The organism is Colwellia polaris, from assembly GCF_002104515.1.
Classification (GTDB): Bacteria; Pseudomonadota; Gammaproteobacteria; order Enterobacterales; family Alteromonadaceae; genus Cognaticolwellia; species Cognaticolwellia polaris.
Window position 1 is genome coordinate 218,720 of record NZ_NBOE01000003.1, and the last position, 23,850, is coordinate 242,569.

Annotated in this window: 17 protein-coding genes; 9 read left to right on the plus strand and 8 right to left on the minus strand. The window is 36.7% G+C overall.

Going from position 1 to position 23,850, the window contains the following annotated elements; all coding sequences use genetic code 11:
• Positions 1-268: 268 nt before the first annotated feature.
• The 4 genes from dapB to B6A32_RS08045 all read right to left on the minus strand — a co-directional run bounded on the left by dapB (position 269) and on the right by B6A32_RS08045 (position 3,402).
• On the minus strand, positions 269-1,075 hold the full coding sequence (gene dapB, locus B6A32_RS08030; RefSeq protein ID WP_085302769.1) for a 4-hydroxy-tetrahydrodipicolinate reductase: 807 nt from the start codon (positions 1,073-1,075) through the stop codon (positions 269-271).
• Positions 1,076-1,109: 34 nt separating this feature from the next.
• On the minus strand, positions 1,110-1,535 hold the full coding sequence (locus B6A32_RS08035; protein ID WP_085302770.1) for a hypothetical protein: 426 nt from the start codon (positions 1,533-1,535) through the stop codon (positions 1,110-1,112).
• A 99-nt stretch (positions 1,536-1,634) separates the two neighbouring features.
• Positions 1,635-2,258: an FKBP-type peptidyl-prolyl cis-trans isomerase gene (locus B6A32_RS08040; RefSeq protein ID WP_085302772.1), complete on the minus strand. Its 624-nt coding sequence runs from the start codon at positions 2,256-2,258 to the stop codon at positions 1,635-1,637.
• Between the two features lie 157 nt (positions 2,259-2,415).
• Positions 2,416-3,402 (minus strand): ketopantoate reductase family protein, encoded by a 987-nt coding sequence (locus tag B6A32_RS08045; RefSeq protein WP_085302774.1) that lies wholly within the window; start codon positions 3,400-3,402, stop codon positions 2,416-2,418.
• 444 nt (positions 3,403-3,846) lie between these two features.
• On the opposite strand from B6A32_RS08045, the gene B6A32_RS08050 reads away from it, so the two are divergent.
• The 8 genes from B6A32_RS08050 (at position 3,847) to B6A32_RS08085 (ending at position 15,474) form a co-directional block, all read left to right on the plus strand.
• A complete protein-coding gene (locus B6A32_RS08050) occupies positions 3,847-4,611 on the plus strand; it encodes a hypothetical protein (RefSeq protein ID WP_085302775.1) in 765 nt (254 codons plus the stop codon).
• Positions 4,612-4,812: 201 nt separating this feature from the next.
• Entirely contained in the window at positions 4,813-6,528 is a 1,716-nt protein-coding gene (locus B6A32_RS08055; protein ID WP_085302777.1) for a purine-cytosine permease family protein, read from the plus strand.
• A gap of 176 nt (positions 6,529-6,704) precedes the next feature.
• Complete coding sequence (locus B6A32_RS08060) at positions 6,705-8,261, plus strand: mannitol dehydrogenase family protein (RefSeq protein ID WP_085302778.1); 1,557 nt, start codon at positions 6,705-6,707, stop codon at positions 8,259-8,261.
• On the plus strand, positions 8,261-9,181 hold the full coding sequence (locus B6A32_RS08065; RefSeq protein WP_085302779.1) for a carbohydrate kinase family protein: 921 nt from the start codon (positions 8,261-8,263) through the stop codon (positions 9,179-9,181). Before B6A32_RS08060 ends, B6A32_RS08065 begins: the two co-directional genes overlap by 1 nt.
• An 82-nt stretch (positions 9,182-9,263) precedes the next feature.
• Positions 9,264-9,965: an HAD family hydrolase gene (locus tag B6A32_RS08070; protein WP_085302781.1), complete on the plus strand. Its 702-nt coding sequence runs from the start codon at positions 9,264-9,266 to the stop codon at positions 9,963-9,965.
• A 3-nt stretch (positions 9,966-9,968) separates the two neighbouring features.
• A complete protein-coding gene (locus B6A32_RS08075; RefSeq protein WP_085302782.1) occupies positions 9,969-10,928 on the plus strand; it encodes a sugar-binding transcriptional regulator in 960 nt (319 codons plus the stop codon).
• Positions 10,929-11,033: 105 nt separating this feature from the next.
• Positions 11,034-12,680, plus strand: a complete 1,647-nt coding sequence (pgi, locus tag B6A32_RS08080; protein WP_408607665.1) for a glucose-6-phosphate isomerase — start codon at positions 11,034-11,036, stop codon at positions 12,678-12,680.
• A gap of 793 nt (positions 12,681-13,473) precedes the next feature.
• Positions 13,474-15,474, plus strand: coding sequence for an extracellular solute-binding protein (locus B6A32_RS08085; RefSeq protein WP_085302786.1), 2,001 nt, complete (start codon positions 13,474-13,476; stop codon positions 15,472-15,474).
• Positions 15,475-15,563: 89 nt separating this feature from the next.
• Here B6A32_RS08085 and B6A32_RS08090 read toward each other — a convergent pair whose 3' ends face one another.
• The 3 genes from B6A32_RS08090 to fbaA form a co-directional block, all read right to left on the minus strand.
• Entirely contained in the window at positions 15,564-17,288 is a 1,725-nt protein-coding gene (locus tag B6A32_RS08090) for a diguanylate cyclase (protein ID WP_085302787.1), read from the minus strand.
• Positions 17,289-17,481: 193 nt separating this feature from the next.
• The gene (locus B6A32_RS08095) at positions 17,482-19,470 is read right to left on the minus strand and encodes a fructose-1,6-bisphosphatase (protein ID WP_085302789.1); all 1,989 of its coding nucleotides are present in this window, start codon (positions 19,468-19,470) and stop codon (positions 17,482-17,484) included.
• Positions 19,471-19,542: 72 nt separating this feature from the next.
• Positions 19,543-20,622, minus strand: a complete 1,080-nt coding sequence (gene fbaA / locus B6A32_RS08100; protein WP_198946883.1) for a class II fructose-bisphosphate aldolase — start codon at positions 20,620-20,622, stop codon at positions 19,543-19,545.
• A gap of 889 nt (positions 20,623-21,511) precedes the next feature.
• Between fbaA and B6A32_RS08105 the strand changes: the two genes are divergently transcribed.
• On the plus strand, positions 21,512-22,861 hold the full coding sequence (locus B6A32_RS08105; RefSeq protein ID WP_085302791.1) for a Na+/H+ antiporter NhaC family protein: 1,350 nt from the start codon (positions 21,512-21,514) through the stop codon (positions 22,859-22,861).
• Between the two features lie 157 nt (positions 22,862-23,018).
• Here the strand turns inward: B6A32_RS08105 and B6A32_RS08110 are convergent, their stop codons facing one another.
• Positions 23,019-23,813 (minus strand): M48 family metallopeptidase, encoded by a 795-nt coding sequence (locus B6A32_RS08110; RefSeq protein ID WP_085302793.1) that lies wholly within the window; start codon positions 23,811-23,813, stop codon positions 23,019-23,021.
• Between the last annotated feature and the right edge of the window lie 37 nt (positions 23,814-23,850).

The window sequence follows — 23,850 nt, forward strand, 5'->3', positions numbered from 1 at the left end:
AATGGCCAAACAACTAATAACTTAACCATTAATGATAAAAGCGATACGCACAAAAATTGCCAAAAATTTACTCATGTTCACCATGAAGTGTAAATTTTTGACAAAATCCACTTATTTTACGCTTGTAAGCTTCTTTCGTCTAGTAATAATTGTAAAAACTCTATACTTTTAACGTTATTGCAACAAAAGCGTCAAAAACAACACTTTACTATACACAACACCCGTAAATACTAACCATTTAGTCAGGTTTTATTCACTTAAGTAATTTCTAATTTTTTAAACCTAATACATCTTGCATGTCATAAAAACCTGGGGTTGCTTCACTCAACCAAAAGGCAGCACGCATTGCACCAAGAGCAAAAGTCATTCGAGAACTCGCTTTATGTGTTAACTCAAGTCGTTCACCAATATCTGCAAAGTAGGCGGTATGTTCACCAATGATGTCCCCTGCTCTAACGGTAGCAAAGCCAATGGTTTCACGACTACGTTCTTCAGTAATACCTTCACGTCCGTAAACTGCCACTTTATTTAAGTCTCGACCTAAAGTGTCAGCAATAACTTGGCCCATTTTAACTGCGGTGCCAGACGGTGCGTCTTTTTTAAACCTGTGGTGCGCTTCAAAAATTTCTATATCAGTATAGTCACCAATTGCTTTCGTGGTAACTTCTAATAGTTTAAATAACAAATTTACGCCTACACTGGTATTCGGCGCTAAAACAACGGGGATTTTTTCACCTGCGGTTTTAATGGTTTCGACTTGTGAGTCAGAAAAACCGGTAGTACCAATGACCAATGCTTTATTGTGTTGCTGACACCAATTAAGGTGCTCTAATGTTGCTTCAATCGAAGTAAAGTCGATTAACACATCTGCTGCTAATAATGTTTGATAATCTGTTGTAGTTTTTTGACCTATAGCACCAACTCCGGCTATTTCGCCTAAATCAAAGTTTTCGAATGATGAACCAACTCGAACACTTCCACCGACAAGTTCAACAGATTTATGCTCTATTGCTGCTTGAATTAAATTGCGGCCCATACGCCCGCTACAACCTAGAATAGCTACTTTTACTTTCATGAAAACGTATTCCTAATACGGTAATGCTATAAGTCTACTTATAAGCAATTTTAAAAGGGGTTTCTAAATCAATAGATTGGCTTAGCTCTTGTGACACTACATTAAATATGCGCCATTGCCCTGTTGTTAAAACTAAATGGTAAAAAGCAGAGAAGTCCGTAAAAACTTCCTCATTAGGGCCAATAAACTGCCAATCAACACACGCAAGTATGACATCGTCTTTTAACTGACTAAAGCTCGACTTTAATGGCAAAAAATGTGATATTTTTGCATGTGATAATACTGTAAATATATCTAAAAACTCTTCTGTAAAGGTTTTGTCATTGGTAATTAAAACTGCCTTATCTGGCGTATGCAACGTACAAGGCAACTGATAACATTGTTTTACAGCCGACATTTCTTGTTGCTGAAACGCCACTATATAACGCTGAAATAAGTCTTCTATTGCTTGTGTTTGCATGAATATCTTAATACCTATGATTTACTATCAATTATTTTTAATGTTTAAATTGAGCTTATAAAAAAGCCCTCAACTGAGGGCTTTTAAAAATAAGCTTATTTAGCTAACAACCGCTAATAACTCAACGTCGAATATTAACGTTGCATAAGGTGGTATTGCACCTTGAGAACCACGCTCGCCGTATGCTAAGCCGTAAGGCACGTATAAACGCCACTTTGAACCTTCAGTCATTAATTGTAATGCTTCAGTCCAACCAGCGATAACGCCGCCCACTGGAAATTCAGCAGGTTGGCCACGATCAACTGAGCTATCAAAGATATCACCATTGATGAATGTACCGTGGTAATGAACACGAACAGTGCTTGCTGCTGTTGGTGTTTCGCCTTCACCAGTAGCGATTACTTCGTATTGTAAGCCTGATTCAGTTGTAGTTACTTCATCACGTTTTGCATTTTCTACTAAAAATGCTTCACCTTCAGCTGCTTTAACTTTAGCTTCAGCTTGCTCTAGTTCTTGTAATTTTTTAGATACAATACCAAACGCTTCATTTAAATCTTCGTCAGATACTTGGCTTTCAGTATTAGCAATAGCATCTGCTAAACCAGCTTGTACAGCTGATACATCAAAGTCTTTAAAAGGGTTATTACGAAGTTGATCACCAAGTTGACGACCTACACCGTAGCTTACGCGTTGTTCAATTGTTTCAAGTTTATTTTCTGACATTATTTAATCTTCACTTAATTAATACGATAAAAATTCGCCATACAATAGCATAAATTTAACGCCCTCTGAAGTGCTAGCGAAGGTGAATTTGTTATTTATTATAAGTTTTTTATCTTTCACCTTGCATTGACGGTTAAGGTTTAATAATCCAAAACAATTAAGGTAGACTTTTCGTTATTCTTTCATAGCACTGCATTAGTACAGGTGCTGATAAATTTAATTTTTCAACGAGCTTAACTGGGTAGGCAATTAATACGTCGAATTCCGAGTTAGATCCTGCGGCTAAATCTCGTTGCATTGAAGTTTCACTACTATCGGGTAAGCGTGATAAAAAGCTTAAGGTTTCTTTTATATGTTTGTCGCCAAGGCCTACGCCTGACTTTCTCGCTATATCGCCATACTCATTAACAATACGCTCTAATAAAAAAGCAATATGGCTTTGCGCTCTAATTTCGCCTAAATTTAACTTTCTTGCCGATGCTAGAGTCCCCCAAGCTGCAACAAGTATAAATTTACGCCATAACGCTAATTCGATATCACTTGTCACGCCAACACTAATGCCTGCCAAGGTTAATCGTTTGGCTATTTCACTAAGCTGTGCGGTTTCATCCATAACTAGCGTAGCTTTTTGCGGTTGGGTTTTCTCATCTGCGCGCTTTGAGGTTGAAGCAGAAAATGAGCCTAGAGTAATGTGCGGTTTAGCCCCAGTATGATTTATCACGCCTTCGGCAGACTTCTCCGCTATTATTTTTGCTAAACCGCCAATAATATTTTCTTTTGCTACACCGTACTCATGCATTATTTCAGCGGCATTAACACCATTTAATAAAGGAATAATTTTTGTATTTTCAGTGATTAAAGGTGTTATCTGTGCAAGAGATTCTGCCAGGTGATATGACTTTACGCACAAAAAGATAACATCTGCAGGTGAAGATAAACTGTTTAGTGTCAAGTTTTCAGCATTAACAACATTAAGGTTATCTAAGTGCACATCGCCTTCAATACTTTTAATGGTTAAGCCAGTTTTTTGCATGGCTTGCAATTGTTTACCACGCGCAATAAAAGTAACCTTCTCCCCATGTTGTGCTAAACGACCACCAAAATAACCACCAACAGCACCACACCCTACAATGACAAAATGCATTACCTTTCCTTAAATGCTAAAAATATACTGAAGTTTATCATGAAGAGTCTCAAATAATCAGACGTATCAAGCTTAAAAAATCGTAATTAAATCACGGCTAAATTTACTGCTACATTTACTGCTCAACCTGACTTCTACTAAGCGGCATTATTTTATCTACCGACTTATTTTGCAGTAAAACTAAAATCATCTTAACTAGAGCGACCCATTCTGACATTAGCGCCACATTTATCCCATTTAATAAACTACTGAAATTTAATATAAAAAATATTTATCGAAAAAATTCAGCACATTTTTCGAACAAACTGGTTGACGACACAAAAACTTAATGGGATTATGCCTACCTACTGAGCAATTGCCCGAACTGCACATTATGCTAGCGATAAATATAAATGTAATTCAATTGTAGGGTTACTGATAAACATAAAATAGAAAGGGTTAACTATGAAAAAAAGTATAAAAACATTGGGGATGACAACAGCCTTGCTATCTTGCTGCTTGAGTGCACAAGTAATGGCAGAGGCTGGTGGTGAGTTTGATTTAAGTTTTGGCATAAAAACCAATCATTTGTGGCATGGTTTTATCGTGACCGACGGTGTGATGACTGCCGGTGCATTAGAGTATAAAACTGCAGATAAAAACACCACATTCGGACTTTGGGCTGGTGGTTCATTTAACGGGGAGTACAAAGAATTTACTTACTATGCCTCGCATAAATTTTCAGACAATTTTTTCGTTGAAATAGTCAACCATGGTAATCATTCTGGCATTGCTGATGACGAGGTTGATATATTTAACTACTCTTCTGATGACTCTAAAACAGGTAACTTTACCGATATTGGTATGGGCTACACTTTTGCTGGTGACACACCAGTTTCATTATACTATGCCATTATAATACAAGGTGTTGATAAGCATATTGATGATAGTTCTGGCGAGCTAGAGCGCTCCTACACTAATTATATTGAGGTTTCAGCCCCCGTTTGGCACGGCAAAAATGGCGAAACGGTTAATGCTTTTGTCGGTGGTGCATTCTCTCCGGTTCATAAGCGAAATTTCTACTCTGATAATGCCAATATCAATAATGTCGGCTTTACTTTCTCAAAAAAAATTAACCTTTTAAATACTTCGTTCCCTGTTTCAGCAACCGCTATGTGGAACCCGGCACTTAACCATGGTGCGCTGCAAGTTGCCGTAGAGTTATTCTAATAGAAGTATTAAAAAAAGATAATCAACTGTTATAAAACAGATGGTTAGCTTAAATATCTAATCCGCTATATTGATTTGGGTAAACTGAAATAAAACGATAGAATTATTAATACTTAAACATCAAAAATTAATAATTTTAGTCTAAAAACTTATCACTAAGCTGGCTAAATATAAATGTTCAGTGATAAATAGGAATTGAAAATGGCTAATATTCAAAGAGAAAATACATTTAGTGAAATAAATGAAGAACAAATGCCGGTAGCAAAAAATAAACTACATGGCTGGAAGCACTTTGCTGGTTTGTATGCAGGAGAGCATGTTGCCGCAACAGAGTTTGTTATCGGGGCGACCTTTGTCGCATTAGGTGCTGCAACTACCGATATTTTATTAGGTTTGTTAATAGGTAATTTATTAGCAATGTGCTCTTGGTGGTTACTAACCGCACCAATAGCTGTTGAGACTCGTTTAAGTTTATATAATTACCTTAATAAGATTGCCGGTAATTCAATGACAAAACTTTATAACTGGGCGAACGTTGTGATATTTTCAGTGATATCAGCCGCCATGATCACCGTGTCATCCACCGCAGTTAGGTTCTTGTTTGATATTCCAGCACAACTCAATTGGTACCCCAGCAGCTTTTGGTTTGTTGCCATTGTACTTGCCGTTGGTTCAATAGTGGTGTTTGTTGCTATGTATGGGTTTTCCACCGTAGCTGACTTCTCTAAAATATGTGCCCCTTGGTTGTTTGTTATATTTATTGCCGGTTCATTCACCTTATTTCCAGCATTATCGAACCATGTATTAGGGTCTACAACGCTGACTGGTTGGGGTGACTTTATCACTATTGGTGACAGTTCCATTTGGACCGGCTTTACCCCTGATGGTGAAAGTGGCATAGGGTTGTTAGAAGTTATCGGTTTTGCTTGGGCTGCAAACTCAATTACCCATTTTGGCCTTATTGATATGGCAATATTTCGATTTGCCAAACGCAAAAGATACGGTTTATTGTCAGGCGTTGGCATGTTCTTCGGTCATTACATAGCATGGATTTCAGCCGGTATTATGGGTGCAGGTGCTGCAGTATTACTTAAAACTACCATTACCTCATTAGATCCAGGCGATGTTGCTTACCATGCTTTAGGTTTAACCGGTTTTGTTATTATTATTATTGCCGGTTGGACTACGGCCAACGCAAACCTTTATCGTGCAGGTTTAGCTGCTCAATCAATTTTTGTAAATCATTCACGTGAAAAAACCACTGCAATAGTTGGCGTTGTTACCGTAATAATTGCTTGCTTCCCTTTTGTATTTTCACAAATGTTACCGCTACTTACTTATGCTGGCTTATTAGTCGTGCCTGTTGGTGGCATTGTGTTTGCAGAGCACATGCTATTTCCAAAATTAGGCTTAACTCGTTATTGGGCAAAATACCAAAATATATCTCGCAGCATTCCAGCTATCGCCACTTGGGCATTAGCTTTAGTTTTTGGTTTTGGCTTGAACGCGCTAGATGTTATGTCGTTTTATTACTTATTTATTCCTACATGGATATTCAGCATTGTTATTTATACGGTATTAGCAAAAAAATACGGCGCAGATAAAGATTACACTAATGAAGTAGCAGCTGAAGCACTTGAGCAAAAAGAAATTGTTTTGTATCAAACTCAGCAAGCGCTTACAGATAATCCCTTCATTGAAGATACAAGCACTATCAGCAAGATATTAAATGCAGTGTCAACAATTTCACTATTAGTGATTAGTGTTTTTGCATGTCAGGTAATGTTTTTTAGTGAAACGATGGCGGTTTATGAGACGAATAAAGCACAGTTTGAGTTTTATTGTTTTATTTTCACCATTACTTACTTTGCCAGTGCTTATATGTCGCTCAAACGTCAAAAAGCCCTTAATAGCTAGCTCATTTTACTTTGCGTTTATGCAATTAATTTACTCGCTAATGTAAAAAAATGCACCGTTACATTGTTAATATACTAACAATGTAACGGGCCGAAACAACAGAAAAAATAGGTGAATAGCAGCAGAGTTCATCTAATTATATTTTAGGTTCAAACCTATTTAGCAAGGCCAAAAACATGAATGATATTTCAAAAAATAACAGCCAAAATCAGCCATTAACTCAGCATTTAAGCCAGTTAACATTAGCTGAGTTACCTGAACATATTGATATTCCGAATTATGACCGAAAAAACCTCAAAGCCGGTATTGTGCATATTGGCGTTGGTGGCTTTCATCGTGCGCATCAAGCCATGTATATAAACGAGCTATTAAAAACTCCGGGGTCAGAACAATGGGCTATTTGTGGTATTGGCTTATTAGAAAATAACCGTGGCCTGCGAGATACTCTAGTTAAGCAAGACTATTTATATTCACTTGTCGTTCGCCACCCTAATGGACAAATCGATAATAAAGTTATCGGCTCAATGATCGATTTTATCTTTGCCCCTGAAAATAAACAAACCGCTATCGATAAATTAGCCCATAACGACACTAAAATTGTTTCGTTAACCATTACAGAAGGTGGGTATAATTTACATCCGATTACGGGTGATCTCGACTTAACAAACCCCGATATAATGCATGACATTGCAAGCCCTAATGATCCAAAAACAGCCTTGGGTTATATTGCGGCGGCATTAAAAGTTCGTCAAGCAAACAACTCACCTGCTTTTACCGTGCAATCTTGTGACAATATCCAACATAACGGAGCAGTAACACGTAGAATGTTACTCACTCTGACTGAAAAGCAAGATCCTGCCTTAAGTCAATGGATAGAAAAAAATGTAGCTTTTCCAAATGCTATGGTTGATCGCATAACACCTGTTACGACAAAAGTTGATACTGATTATGTTAGTGAAACATTTGGTTTAATTGATGAGTGGCCAATAACTTGTGAGTCGTTTTCGCAATGGGTAATTGAAGATAACTTCAGTAACGGTCGCCCAAACTGGGATTTAGCCGGCGCACAATTTGTTCAAGATGTAACACCCTTTGAAAAAATGAAAATTCGATTATTAAATGCTGGGCATTCAGTATTAGGTTTATTAGGGTCGATTCACGGTTATTCAACCATAGATGAAACCGTGTCTGATCAAGACTTTGCAAATTATCTAAGCGCTTTTATGGACTTAGAAGTAACACCTTTGTTAGATGAATTAGACGGAATTGATTTAGTCGCATACAAAGAGACCTTAATTGAGCGTTTTTCTAACCCAAATATTAAAGATAGCTTGGCTAGAATTTGTAGCGAAAGTTCAGCTAAACTACCAAAATTTTTAATTGCCACTATAACTGAAAACTTAGCGGTAAAGCGTGACTGTTCATTAGCGGCTTTAGTTATTGCAACGTGGTGTTTGTACAGCGACAAACAGGTAAACCAACAGCAGCAAGCTTTAGATATTCAAGATGCCATGCAGGAACAACTGCACGAATACGCTCAACAAACTGGCTCAGATAAACTCGCGTTTTTAAAATTAAGCAGCTTGTTTACTGACTTAATTGATCAGCCAGATTTCAGTCAACTTTACATTAACGCTATTAATTTACTTTATGTACCTACAAGTAATATTAAAAATATAATGAAAACCACCCTTGAACAAAAATTAAATAAAGTTGCTCTGGAGACAAAATAATGAACAGCTTATTCATCAATCATAAAAGCCCTAGCGAAATAACAATCAACTGTTTTGGTGAAGTTTTATGGGATTGTTTTGCTAACGAAAAACGTTTAGGCGGTGCACCTTTAAATGTTTGTTTACGTTTAAATTCTCTCGGCATTCAAGCTAAAATGCTGAGTGCTGTTGGCAATGATGCTTTAGGAGAGGAATTATTAGATGATATTAAAACGCGCAATATAGATACTGACTTTATTACCGTTAATTGCCATAAAAAAACCAGTACCGTAGAAGTTACTTTAGATAGCAATGGCAGTGCAACATACGAAATTGTTGCTGATACCGCGTGGGATAACATAGCGTTAACTCCCGCCCTTATTGAGCAAGTTAAGTCTTCAGATATTTTTGTTTTTGGCAGCTTGGTCGGGCGTGAAAAAGTATCATTGAATACGTTAAAACAGCTGATTGAAGTCGCACAATTTAAAGTTTTTGATGTCAACTTACGTAAGCCGCACTATGATCTTGAAACGTTAATCCAACTTATGCAAAGTGCTGACTTTATCAAACTCAACGACGATGAGTTATACGAAATAGCACACGCTATGGGCTCTAAATTCAATTCGTTAGAGCAAAACCTTGAATTTATCGCTGATAAAACAAATACGCCTTATATGTGTGTAACTAAAGGTTCCCATGGTGCTTTATTAAAAATTAATGATCAAAATTATTATAATTCTGGCTACCTGATAAAAGTCGTTGATACTGTAGGCGCTGGTGATTCATTTTTAGGGTCGTTAATTTACCAGCTTTGTAACACAACCAATGCACAATATGCGGTTAATTTTGCTTGTGCTGTTGGCGCTATGGTGGCACAAAACCACGGTGCAACTCCAGAGTTACCCATAAATGCAATTGAACAGTTTATGAATCCAATATGATTTATACAATTCCAATAGATTACAAAAACTTGTATTCTAGTTAAATAACTAGCATACAAGTAATGAGGATAAATAAAAATTAATGAAAGCCAACGATTTAGCGATTAATAGCGCCATAGATTTAATTATCTTCGATTGCGATGGTGTGCTGGTTGATAGTGAAGTACTAAGCCAACGCGTGCTTATTGAAATGCTAGCAGAGATTGGTGTGGCTGTATCAGAAGAATATTTTCTTACTCACTTCTTAGGATATAATTTTGAGCATGTTACCGCTAAAGTATTCTCAGACTTTTCGGTTAAATTAACCGCTGAATTTCGAGAAAACTATCGTGATAAATTAATCAAGGTATTTGCTGTCGAGCTTCAGCAAACTCAAGATTTAGCGTGGATGCTATCTCAAATTAATGTTAAAAGTTGCGTTGCCACTAGCGGCAGTCCTGATAAAGTAAGAAACTCGCTGCATTACACCAAGCTAGAGCAATATTTTGGAAACCGAGTATTTACCTCTTCAGAAGTTAAAAACGGTAAACCTGCGCCAGATTTATTTTTACATGCTGCAAATAAAATGGCGGTAGCACCACAAAACTGTTTAGTAATAGAAGACTCAAACGCCGGCGTTCGAGCTGGTTTAGCGGCGAACATGCAGGTAATAAGATATACAGGTGCTAGCCACCTATCAGGTTTAAAGACTACAATGTCTGATGATGTTACCACTATAGATCATTGGACTGAGCTATTTGAGCAGATACCTTCGCTTAGTTCATCTACAAAAACCGAGAGGTAAAGTGTGTTAAAGCGTTCGAATTCCGAAATAAGAAAGTTAGACGATGCCGCTAAAGCAGGTTGGCTATATTATGTTGCCGGCAATACTCAAGAAGAAATAGCCAAAAAGCTTAATGTTTCTCGCCAATCAGCGCAACGCATGGTGGCACTATCCGTTAGCGAGGGCCTAATTAAAGTGCGCCTTGAGCATCCAATCGCTAAATGTATGGATTTACAATTAAAGATAAAAACACGCTTTGGATTACAGTCTTGTATTGTTGTTCCAAGCGATACTAGTGATCCTACCTCTACATTAGGTCTTGCCCAAGCCGGCGCAAAAGAAATAGAGTTACATCTAAAAGCAACAGAGCCAAAAATAATAGCAATGGGCACTGGACGAGTTCTTCGTGCTTGCGTTGAAGAACTGTCTTTACTGAACTGTGAACAACATCAAATTGTCGCACTATTAGGCAATATGGCTTCCGATGGTTCGGCCTCTTCATACGATGTTGTAATGCGCATGGCTGAACACATTAACGCTAAGCATTACCCTATGCCACTACCTGTGCTTCCAAATAGTAAGGAAGAAAAAGACCAGTTACATGCACAGCGTTATATTGCCAATAATTTAGCCTTAGCAGCACAAGCAGATGTAACCTTTATTGGTGTCGGTAATTTAGCAATTAACTCTCCGCTGCACATCGACGGTTTTGTTACCCCAAAAGAGCTAAAAGAGTTACAAACTAAAGGCGCTGTAGGAGAATTAATTAGTTGGGTTTTAGATGTTAACGGCAACCTGATTGACTGCGCAGTGAATAAGCGTGTTGCCAGTTCACCATTAAAAGCAAACTCTGACAAAGCGGTTTACGCTATAGCTGCCGGTGAAGAAAAAGTTTTTGCGATATTAGGTGCCCTAAGATCTAAACTAATCAATGGTTTAATTACCAATGAATATACCGCTGAACGCCTACTAGGCATAGATTAAATTCAATAAATCAAAAGCGCAACTACATTCGCAATAACAATAAGTCGACTATGCTTAGGCAATTAATGTCGCAGTTTGAAACAAACATAAATTTTATAAGGCTTAATACACATGTTGACTAATACTCTAGCGTGGCAAAACTTACAAATTCACTACTTAGATAGTAAAACGATTCACTTAAAGTCCTTATTTCGAATTGACCCTGAAAGGTTTGACAAGTTCACCATTTCAGCATCTGGGCTTACGCTAGATTACTCAAAAAATCATTTAGTACCTGAAACAAAAAAATTACTTGTCGATTTGGCCGAGCAATGTGGCGTGAAAGAGAAAATAGAAAAAATGTTTTCAGGTGCGCCGATTAACACCACTGAAAACCGCCCTGTTTTACACACAGCATTACGTAACTTTTCTGATGAACCGGTTTATGTTGATGGCGAGAATATCATGCCATTGGTCAAAAACACTTTAGAAAAAATTAAAACCTTTGTTAATGATGTGTCATCTGGCACTACGAAAGGTTATAGCGGCAAAGCGTTTACCGATATTGTTGCCATTGGTATTGGTGGCTCATTTTTAGGGCCTAAAATTATGTCAGAGGCATTAAAGCCTTATCGTCAAAAGCATTTGAACGTGCACTACGTAGCCAATGTTGATGGTTGTCATATTCATGATGTGTTATCTGATTTAGATCCTGAAACGACTTTAGTGATCACCTCTTCAAAAACGCTAACCACGCAAGAAACCCTTAGAAATACTGAGTCAGCAAAAGAATGGTTTTTAAAACAAGCCAAAGTGACTGACATTGAACATAACTTTGCTTGTGTCTCTAGTAATATTGAAGCGGCGAAAAGCTTTGGTATTAATGAGAAAAATATCTTTCCTATGTGGGATTGGGTTGGCGGTCGTTATTCTATTTGGTCAGCCATTGGCTTACCGCTTGCTATTGGTATTGGCTATGATAATTACTTAGCGTTTTTAAATGGCGCATTTGAAATGGATGAACACTTTAGACAAGCGCCATTTGAAGAAAATATGCCGGTAATTATGGCATTACTGGGTATTTGGTATAGAAACTTCCACGGTGCTCAATCGCAAGTGTTATTACCTTATTATCATTATTTACGTGGCTTGCCAGCTTATATTCAGCAACTCGATATGGAAAGTAATGGTAAATCAGTTAATTTAGATAATAAAGAAACCAACTACGATACCGGCCCAATTATTTGGGGCAGTGAAGGTACTAATGGCCAACATTCATTTCACCAGTTAATTCATCAAAGTAAAACGCCTATTCCAGTCGACTTTATTTTACCGCTTAATCCACATGCTGATATTTCGAATCATCATGATATGTTAATTGCTAACTGTTTAGGGCAAAGCCAAGCATTAATGGAAGGACAAACAGAAGAGCAAGTAATCGCTGCCATGACTAAAGCTAAGTGCAGTACCGATGAAATAAGTTATTTGTCGTCTCATAAAGTCATGAAAGGCAATAAACCAAGCAATACACTTTTAATGCCGCAATTAACGCCTAAAGCTTTAGGCAGTTTAATAGCCTTATATGAACATAAAGTGTTTGTACAAGGTGTTATTTGGCAAATAAACTCATTTGATCAATGGGGTGTAGAGCTCGGCAAAGCGCTTGGCAATGAAATATTCAGTAAGCTTTCTAACATTGATATGCCTTTAGACATGGATGGCTCAACCAAAGGTTTAATTAACATTTGTCGTAATAGACGCAATATTAGTTAAACAGTTAAATTTTAAATTGAAGCCCCTATAGTTTCTTATTTACAAGAAATTAAGGGGCTTACACAAAACTTCTTATAAGGTTCGCCTTGTTAGTGAATGCAATAACAAGCCTGTTTCATTTACACATAACAACCTCGGTGCTACTTGCTGGACAAAACCTAGTGTTGCTTTGTTCCTTTTCTTTAATGGTACTTATTCCATTTTATAAGTTACTTTTTCTGCAATCTCATTTACCTTAAAAGTCTTTTTACATTGGCTGTATATAGCAAATTCGCAGGGCTATTACTGTTAACCACTAACATAAAGTGGTTTCATAACTTACTGTTAAAAAACATAAATTATTTTTGCTTGTTGTCAATACATAACTATACTCAGTAACAAGGAAGCGTAATTACAGTTTTGTCACTAAAACATACATTGAAAGTAATTGGCGTTTAAAAGATAGACCATTTTTTGTTTTCAGTATTATCAACTTTATTCCCCAGTGAAATACACTTTGGTAAAAAGTCTAATCTAAACAGAGGTAAACATGGAAGTTACTAGAATTCTCCCCCTCAGGCAGAGCAAAATAGTTTTGCAGCTTAGCTTAATAACAATTAACGCTACATTTCAATCTAGCCAATTTTTTTGCTCTGCTCAATGGAACTATTGCCACTTTCCTCTTCAAAAGTGTTTAATGCATTCACTAGGCTGTAACCTAATGGATATATGCTCACTCAAAGTCATATCTAGCAAAATAGCAGCCTACCCTAGTAAAACTTTGATTAATCAACGAATAACTTAGGGAAAATATATGAGCAGAAACCTGAGATTTCTCATTATTAAGCACCTTAGTTTACTCGTTGCTATCTGTGCTTTTACTTTACAAAGTAAAGAAATAAACCTCGCTAGTTTTGAGATGGAGCCTTATGTTGGCTCTTATTTAGAGCAAGAAGGTGCAATAGCCGAAATCATCTCTTCAGCTTTTGCTGAGTCAAATATAACAATAAACATATCATATTTTCCTGCGGCAAGAGCTAAATCAGCCAGACAAAAAGGAAACTATCTGGGTGTTTTTCCTGTTTTAAATAACACGGTATCTTCCAATTATTTTAAGCTTTCAGATCCATTACCGGGTATTCAATTGAAGTTGTTGAAGAAAAAAAGTACGGATTTTACTCAGTCTTTCGACTCAAAAAAGATTGGCGTGCTACGAGGTACCTTTATAAAAGTGGCCAAACCTAAGTTTAAAAATGCCATATTTATAGAAGCAAATAGTCATGAGCAACTATTAAAAATGTTAGAAATTGGCCGGCTGGATTATGTTTTTATAGATAAATATACCGCTTCTGACTTAATGGTAAATAAGCTGCCATACTTAATTGGTGAATTGGATTTTATCTCTGAAAATAGTGACTATTTAAGCTTTCATTTAGCTTTTTATAATAATCGACCCGATATAGAAAAAGTATTAACAGCATTTAATCAAGGTTTAAAGAAAATTAGAGAATCCGGGGAAGTAGATAACATTTTATACAAGCATGGTTTACTAGAGTTTCCTGATAAACAAGATAAAAAAACATTAAGAATAGCAACCGTTAACAATAAAGAACTCCTGCTATTAAAAGAGTTATCTCAACTATACGAAGAACAACATCCTAACATTAAATTAGAGTGGCGAGTATTAGATGAATCGGTTTTACGCTTGCGTTTAATGAGTGACTTAACCGGTACTGCTGGACAATTTGATGTTATGACCATAGGCGCATACGAAACTAAGCTTTGGGCAAAAAAAGGCTGGTTGCAACCTATAAAAAATCTACCATTAGAGTATGACCTAGCGGATATAATTCCCCCAATACAAACGAGTTTGACATATAAAGATAGCCTTTATGCTCTACCATTTTATGCTGAAAGCTCGATGACATACTATCGAAAAGACTTATTTAAAAGTGCAAAAATAAGTATGCCTAGTCAACCCACGTGGTCAGAAATTTTTACCTTAGCCAAGCGATTAAAGCAAAAAAATAACAATGTATACAGTATATGCTTACGTGGAAAGCCAGCTTGGGGCGAGAATGTTGCATTAATCACATCCATAGTTAACAGCTTTGGTGGCCAATGGTTTAACCATGATTGGCAACCCCAATTAACCTCGAAAGAGTGGTACTCGGCTGTTTCATTCTACTTAGAGCTTATGCAGAAATATGGCCCTCCTAATGCAGACACTTTAGGATATAAAGAAATTCTTGACTTATTTTCTCAAGGAAAATGTGCAATTTGGGTTGATGCCACGGTAGCAGCCGGCACTTTATTTAATCCTAAATTGTCAACTGTATCTGATAAAGTAGGATATGCTAAAGCGCCGAAGCAGATTACTGATAAAGACTCGAGTTGGCTATGGATTTGGTCTTTAGCAATTCCCATTTCGTCAAACTCCTATAAAGAAGCTTTAGACTTTATTATGTGGGCATCTTCAAAAAATTACATAACAGAAATCGCCTTAAATAATGACTTGATCTCCATTCCACCAGGAACAAGACATTCAACCTATAATAATAAACACTACCATGATAAAGCCCCGTTTAGTGACTTTGTATTTAATGAAATAATGACCGCAACCGCTCAAGCTGCAACGTTAAAAAACAGCCCTTATCAAGATATACAGTATGTTGGTATTGCAGAGTTTCCAGCAATAGGTAATTTTCTAGGCAAGAAAATAAGTAAGGTACTGTCAAATGAAAAAAACTTGATAGAAGCCTTGAGTGAAACGCAAGCATTCGCCGAAAAGCAAATGGAACAATCTAATAAATAAAGTTTGAAAGCGTTTCAGCCAATAATACTTATTTATACTGCACTGACGCTTACTAATTTACTATTTACATTCTTCGATTAAGAATGGCTTTAACGTAAAGAATGAACGTTACTTTTATCTTGCTTTGCATTCGAGTCGCTTTTTTCTTGTATTTCACAAACCTTGTTTCGACCACTATTTTTTGCCTTATACAAGGCAATATCGGCAAGCTTTATTAAATCTTCAAATTTATGAGTTTCAATACTGGATTCAGCTACACCAAAACTTGCTGAAACAGTTAAAGGTTTAGTTTCAATAATAATGATCATTTTTTCTATTTTTTTACGAATAACTTCTGCAAGAAGCATGGCTTCATACTTGCTAGTATTAGGTAAATAGATAATAAACTCTTCGCCTCCCCAGCGGGCTAGAACATCACTTTTTCTAATTTTATTTTTTAACGTCTGTGCAATCGCCTTAAGTACAGCATCGCCGGCCGCATGCCCATGGTCATCATTTACTTTTTTAAACCAATCGATATCTAACAAGATCAAAGCAGATATTTTCTTTTGTCTAATGCCTAAATGCCATTGTGACGAAGCTATGTTAGTAAATGCACGGCGATTATATAATTGTGTTAAGTAGTCCACTTGAGCATTAACTTCGGCAATAATCCGAGCTTTATCCATTCTTTTTAAATTGAAGGCTAAAGCTAATGCTAAAATATACATCTCAATAAGCATACCTATCTCAATACTATGAAACAGCAAGGTGTTATAAGGTAAGTTTCCCTGTGTTATTGCCGCAGAAATAGCCGCCCCTCCAACGCCCATGAATGCAGCTGGAATAAAAAACTTAACCATTTCATGGCCATTCTTTAAGGCTAGAAAACCAAGAGATATAAAAATAATGATTAATAATGATGTAAGTGCCACACCAAATTTAACCGCCAATAATGGGTCACCATTAACAAACAGAGACAGTGATGAAACGGCTAAGCCTGCATACACTAAATTTTTCAACTTATTTACTTTGGGTAAATACACCTTTAACTTAAGAAACTCGAAACAAAAAGCAATCCCAAAAAGATTATAACAATGTAAAAAAACGATCATCGCCCACTTCTGAAAAATCACACTATCAGGCCATATAAACTTGAAACCGTGGCCGGTATAGGCGACATTTAAACTCAAAAAAGACAATAAATATAAAGAATAGAAAAAATAACTCCTGTCTTTCAAACTGACAGAAAGTAAAACGTTATAAACCAGTAAAATGAAAAAAGCACCGTACAAAAAGCCATAAAAGTAGCTAGAAAGGTTTAAATCACTTTGTATTTTTTCTGGAGAAGATAAGTAAAGGGGGATGAGTAACGGGTCTCTTGATTTAAAACGCATAAACACCTGAGTTGTGCCCGTTTTAAAGCGGTGTTGTAAAGACAACATGCGTGTTTTATTAACTCTTGCATTAAAGGGTAGCGCATCACCAAGAAAAACACTTTCTATAATTTCATTTTCATGGATAAAGTAAAAGTCTGCGTGATCTAACCATGCAGAGTCCAAATATAATATTTTTTCGATTGCTTTAATGGACGAATTTTTAATTAACAACGACGCCCAAATTACGTCGTTAGTAAAGCCAAAACTAACCTTACCATCACTGTTTTCAGTAAAGTTTCCTATCTTATATTGGTTTAATGCGTCTTTTAAAGACAAGCGCTCACCACTGTCTTGTAAAATAGCTAACTGTTGATTAATGAATAATTCATCGGAAACAGTAGATAATTCAAGAGGTTTACTATTAGCACAAAGACTAAAAAAGCAAAGAAATAGCAATATAAAACGAATGTTCAGCTCTCAATATTTAAAGTAACTATAATAGCCTAGTATTGTGTACGGTTTTTGTCTATTAAGAATGTCATCAAACTGTCACAAAAGTATTACGGCCAGTTAAATGAATAGTTAAGTATTAGCTTAGCCTATTAAAGTTAATAGCAGCAATATCTATAGTACACATAAAGTACGAACGCTAATGTGGTTTAAGTTGTTTATCTTGATAGGCTTTATGTAATTGCTTTAATGCTGCAATTTTATTTTTAATCGAAAGAGCTTCATCACAATCACGCACTTTTAACGCAATTTGATGCGTTGCAATACATTCAACGTCAAAATCAACCTGTGGGCCACGCTGAATATATGAATCAATTGACAGAAAAGGTTTATGTGCAACAAGTGACAGCTCTTTAGCATCAGAAATTAATGTGTAGCCAGAAATTCCGGTTGTGTCACGATAAGCTTTTGCAAAGCCGCCATCAATAACAAGTAGTTTACCTTCAGCTTTAATTGGGCTTTCGCCTTTTTTAACCTTAACCGGAACATGCCCGTTAACAAGTCGACCACTCTCTGAAGAAATACCAAACTCGAGTAATATTTTTTCCGCTAAAGCTGGGTTGTTGCGCATATCATAGTAGGCATTGCGCCCTTCTGAATGTGTCGATTTATCGGCGATAAAATAACGCTCAAATGTCGCCATTCTCTGCTTACCAAATAATGGCGATTGTTCTCCACACCACAAATACCACATGGCATCTTCACCGTAAGATTTTTCAGCCGAACCTGGCGGTGAAAAATAGCCTTGCCTTGCCAAGGTATCTACTCTGTCAACAAAGGCTTTACCTGCGTACTCTTCTCCTGCAACCTTAAATGATTTAAACGAACCATCATCATTCATTGCGACACAACCATGTAATAATAGATTGTTATTACTGACATGATACATAGCACCATGGCTATAAAGAAAACGTATATGCTGTTGTAATTTATTACTTTGAAAAAATTGCTCTTTAAGCTGCTCAACAAGCTTTTGCTCAGCTTCAGTAAGGCTATAGGGTGCTTGAGCTGAAATGGTAGGAAAGTGATGCTCAATTAACGGGTAAGTAATATTGTCGATATTTATTGTTCCGGCCTGGAGATCTATTTTGTCGAGTAACAAACGATCTTGCATTTGATATTGTGGCCGTCTTTTAACAATTTGCCCTTCAAGTTTTAATTGAATTATTGCTATCGCTTTTTGCATTTGTGCTAGTAAACGACGCTCATGATCCGATATTGATTGATCCGCTGGCACTTTAGGCTGAAACCTTTCACAAGGGTCATCGCCATAAAGCTCTACAGCAAGGGCTGCAAGCGGCAGCAAATTAATGCCATAACCACTTTGAATGGTTTCAAGGTCGGTATAGCGCAATGCAATACGAATTGCGGTGGCCATACAGGCTTCACTACCTGCCGCTGCCCCCATCCATAGTATGTCATGGTTACCCCACTGTACATCAACACTATGGTATTGCATGAGCAAATCCATAATATGATGAGCGCCGGGTCCGCGGTCGTAAATATCACCAATAACATGAAGTTTTGAAATCGCCAATTGCTGAATTAATTCAGCAAGAGCAACAATAAAAGTTTTAGTTTGGCCTGAAGCTATCACACTATCGATGATATGTGGGTTAAGCGGGTTCAACGCCTTAGTAGGGCTTTCTATAGTAGAATCAGCTGGAGCAGAATCAGCTTGAGTATGAAATAATAACGTTTCAATTTCTGCTTTAAAAGCACTTGATATTAATGATTGAACTTTGGCGCGAGTATAACCTTGGCTATAGCTGCGACAAATACTAACCAAGTTCAAAAGTGACTGAGCTGAGCAAAGTGCCTCTTGGTTTATAGCGTCGTCTTTAAACGAAAGCACTTGCTCTGGGTAACATATCAATGCCGTTAGCTGGTGTTGTTCAAGTGCAGTTAATTGCTTGCTGAATAATTGCTTAATTACCTCGGCGATTGAACCAGAGCCATTTTTAATAACATGACAAAATGATTCAAATTCACCGTGTAAATCAGAAACAAAATGTTCTGTGCCTTTGGGTAATTCCAGTTCGTTTTCAAGTGCTTTAATCGCATTACTGACAGCAGTAATTGAAGGATATTCTTCAGCGAGTAATTCCAGCTCTATTTCTTTATTCACTTTAAAATACCAACTTAATTTGCTTTCTATAACTTAATGTACGGATTAAAACTTGCTAAAACTGATACTAACTTAACCTAATGAATTGATATTATTTAAGTCTTTACAGATCAACGTTAATCGTTCTTTAAAAGATTGTTCGGCATGTCTGAGCCAAACTCTTGGGTCATAATTGCCTTTATTAGGCTTATGTTCGCCATCAGGGTTACCAATTTGGCTTTGTAAAAAAGCGTGTTTTTGCACTGAGTATTCTCTTACGCCATTCCAGAACGCCCACTGTAAATCAGTGTCGACATTCATTTTTATTACTCCGTAACCTATCGCTTCTTTAATATCTTCAGCACTCGAGCCTGAGCCGCCATGAAAAACAAAATCTACCGGTTGCTCTGCTGTGGCAAACTTTTGCTGAATATACTGTTGTGAATCTTTTAAAATTGTTGGACGTAATTCAACGTTTCCTGGGCTATAAACACCATGAACGTTGCCAAAAGCTGCCGCTACAGTAAAGCGATTACTTACCTGTCCAAGCTCTTGGTAAGCGTAAGCGACTTCTTCAGGTTGGGTATATAAACGTGAACTATCTACATCAGAATGATCTACACCGTCTTCTTCACCACCAGTGATACCGAGTTCAATTTCTAAAGTCATGCCCATACGGTTCATGCGCTCAAGATAACGTTTACAAGTTTCTATATTTTCTTCGAGCGGCTCTTCAGATAAATCAATCATGTGCGATGAAAACAGGGGTTTACCGTGCTGTTTAAAATAAGCTTCGCCGGCATCAAGCAAACCATCTATCCAAGGTAGCCACTTTCTTGCCGCGTGATCGGTGTGGGTCATTACTCGAGCACCATAAACAGGAGCTAAATCATGTACATGCTTAGCACCCGCAACCGCACCAGCAATAGAAGCACGTAAGTTATCGTTGTTTAAGCCTTTACCAGCATAAAAAGCCGCACCACTACCGGAAAATTGAATAATAGCTGGAGAGTTAATTTCGCTAGCGGTTTCTAACACAGCATTAATCGTATTACTGCCAGTTACATTTACTGCTGGTAAAGCAAAAGCATTAGTTTTTGCATAAGCTAAAAGCTGCTGAACTTCATCGCCGGTAATTACACCTGGGGCAATATTGTTTTTTATTGATGTCATGTTATTAACTCCGTTAGTTGACATTATGCTTTATATCCATTGTATGTATTTTAGCGCTTCTATTGTATAACTATTGTAGATTTGATTCTTTATTTACGAGAATTAAATTAGGTTAATTCCAAATTAACTCTGTAAGTACTATCACAATTAGTTGATAAAGCGGTATTACTCAAAATAGACAAATTCTCAATCAAGATAACATTTATACATTGGTTACATTTGCATTACAATCCTACATTACAAATCTATATTACCAAAAGGCATTACAGCCACCAATAATTTGGTAATACAAAAATATTTTTTTGTTACTTTAATTCCTTCAACAAAAAATAATTAACTTCCCCCGATAAAAACAGAAAAACTTTAATCAATAGATACAGTAACTAAAATACAATAAGGTTGAATAAAATGAAATAAAGCCAAAAATATCACAGATAAAATCTAGCTATTAAATGGTAGCTAACTATAGATATTGGTAATAACAATATAGCAAATTAATATAGTAACTTTCTTAATATAATTTGTATCTTAATAAAATACGTGGCGACTATGTTGGTAACACGAATTAGCTTACATTATTTCTAAGTTATAAAATAATACTTACTTTTTTACGTTACAAAATCAAACATGTCCAAAGAGTCAGTATTATTTATCTTATTATTTCTCAGATACTTTTTTAGTTTTAAACTATCTAGAATACTGTATTTAACCTAAATAGACGCTAGATAATTCGAGTTTACTCATTAATGACACATTTTCAATTTAAACTTCTAGACGTCTAGATTGACACGAGCTTTAAACACCATATAATACAATCCAACATAGACATTTCTTGAGAAAAAGTTATTGTTTACTTTGACTAAAAATAATAACGAAAAAGACCAGATTAATGACCGATAAGAATTTACCAACATCGACTTCCAATCGATTAAAAGAAACTAGTTCACCGCAAAGTTTAAAAAGCCTACTTCCTTTTGGCGTTTTTCTGGCGATATTTTTAGGTACTGGTATCGTACTTTCACTACAAGGCGCAGAGTTTGCTTTTTACCAACTTCCCGCAAGTATCGCTATTATTCCAGCTATTTTACTTGCTATTTACATGGGTAAAGAAACAGTTAACGAGAAAATAAGCCAATTTATAGCAGGAGCTGGTCACCAAAACATTATCACCATGTGTATTATTTATCTGCTCGCTGGCGCTTTTGCATCTGTTGCTAAAGCCACTGGTAGTGTTGATGCTAGCGTGCAATTGGGCTTGTCGGTATTTCCTGACTACTTTCTATTACCAGGCTTATTCTTAGTTTCGGCATTTTTAGCTACGGCGATGGGAACCTCTATGGGGACAATTGCAGCGATTGCGCCAATTGCTTTAGGGTTTGTTGAGTCTGCCGATGTTGATGCTAGCTTGATTGCTGGCTGTATAATATCAGGTGCTATTTTTGGTGATAACTTATCTATAATTTCTGACACTACAATAGCCTCGACTCGCAGTCAGGGCGCACAAATGAAAGATAAATTTAAGGTAAACTTTAAATTTGCTGTTCCCGCGGCACTTATTTGTTTAGCAATACTTGCTGCAAATGGCGTTACGATTAACCACGAAGCTAGCCAAGAACTCGATGTTTTAGGCTTCTTACCTTATATCGTTATTTTAGCCTTAGCCCTGTCAGGCATGAATGTATTTATGGTGCTTATTATAGGTATTGTTTTAGCAGCGTTTATTGGCATGTTTAACAATGATTACCAACTAGCAACTTGGGTCAGTGATATCAATAAAGGCTTTGCTAGCATGCAAGATATCTTTATCTTGTCATTATTTATTGGCGGTTTAAGCGAGTTAATTAAGCGCCAAGGCGGATTAGGTGCCCTTACATCGAGTATTGAACGCTTAACAAATAAGGTTAGTCCAAATAATAAAAAGCGTGCTTCAGGTATTGGTATTGGCGCATTAGCATTTTGTTGTAACTTTTTCACCGCAAATAATACAGTTTCTATTATTATTACCGGTGACACCGCAAAAAACTTAGCAAAAGATGGCGAACTTAGCCCTGCTCATTCTGCCAGTTTATTAGATATTTTTGCTTGTATAAACCAAGGGTTACTTCCTTATGGCGCACAAGCCTTATTACTTGGCGCGACGTTAAAAATATCCCCTGTAGAAGTAGTGGCAAATGCCTATTACCCGATGATTTTGTTTTTTGTCGCTTGCTTTGCTTTTTGGCGAATTACTAAAAAGTAAAAGCCGTTGGATTAAATAATTGAGTTACTTTCGCTAAGTAAAATAAGCAACTTATTAATCAAATTAGCAAAATAATATTCCCTTTACTGTCCCAAAATACCAAAAAAGCCCGAACGTTCGGGCTTTTTGTTATTCAGTTAATTGCTTTCAAATAAGACTAAATAACAGGCCTATTACATTTTGGCGCTGTTGATTTCTTAAAAATCGGTAATGATTTAGGTAAATGCTCTGTTAACTGTTTTATACGCGTTGCGTTTGAAGGATGAGTAGACATAAATTCAGGTGGCGCACCCGTTGAGTTTTTCGCCATATTTTCCCAAAGCTTTATACTACCTTTTGGATCAAAACCTGATTTTGCCATTAAGTCTTGTCCAACAATATCTGCTTCACTTTCATGACTACGACCATACGGCATTAATACGCCATACTGTACACCAAGACCTAAACCAGCCATCATCATGTTACGACTTTCAACATTTTGACTTTCAAGCACAACACTAACAATTGAAAGGCCCATTTGGCTAACTTGGCTTGATGATAAACGCTCGTTCGAGTGTTGCTCTATTACATGACCGACTTCATGGCCAATAATAGCGCCTAGTTGATCTTGGTTTTCTGCAACTTTTAAAATACCCGTATAAACACCAATTTTACCACCAGGTAAGGCAAAAGCGTTAACTTGCTCAGAGTCAAACACTACCACTTCCCATGCACCATCATGGGCCGACTTTGGCACGTTTACCGTAATAGCATCAGCAACACATTGTACATAACGATTAATTTCAACAGACTGACTAAGTTTTTCTTTGCTTTTCATTTCTTCAAAAGACGCACTGCCCATTTTGTTCAGTTCGTCTGCAGACATCATCATTAACTGTGATCGCCCTGTTGAAGACTTAGTACAACCCGTTAAAGTAATTATCGCTAAACATATTGCCAATTTAATTTTCATTTGATTCCCTAGAAGTGCTCTATTGAAAAGAACTTAC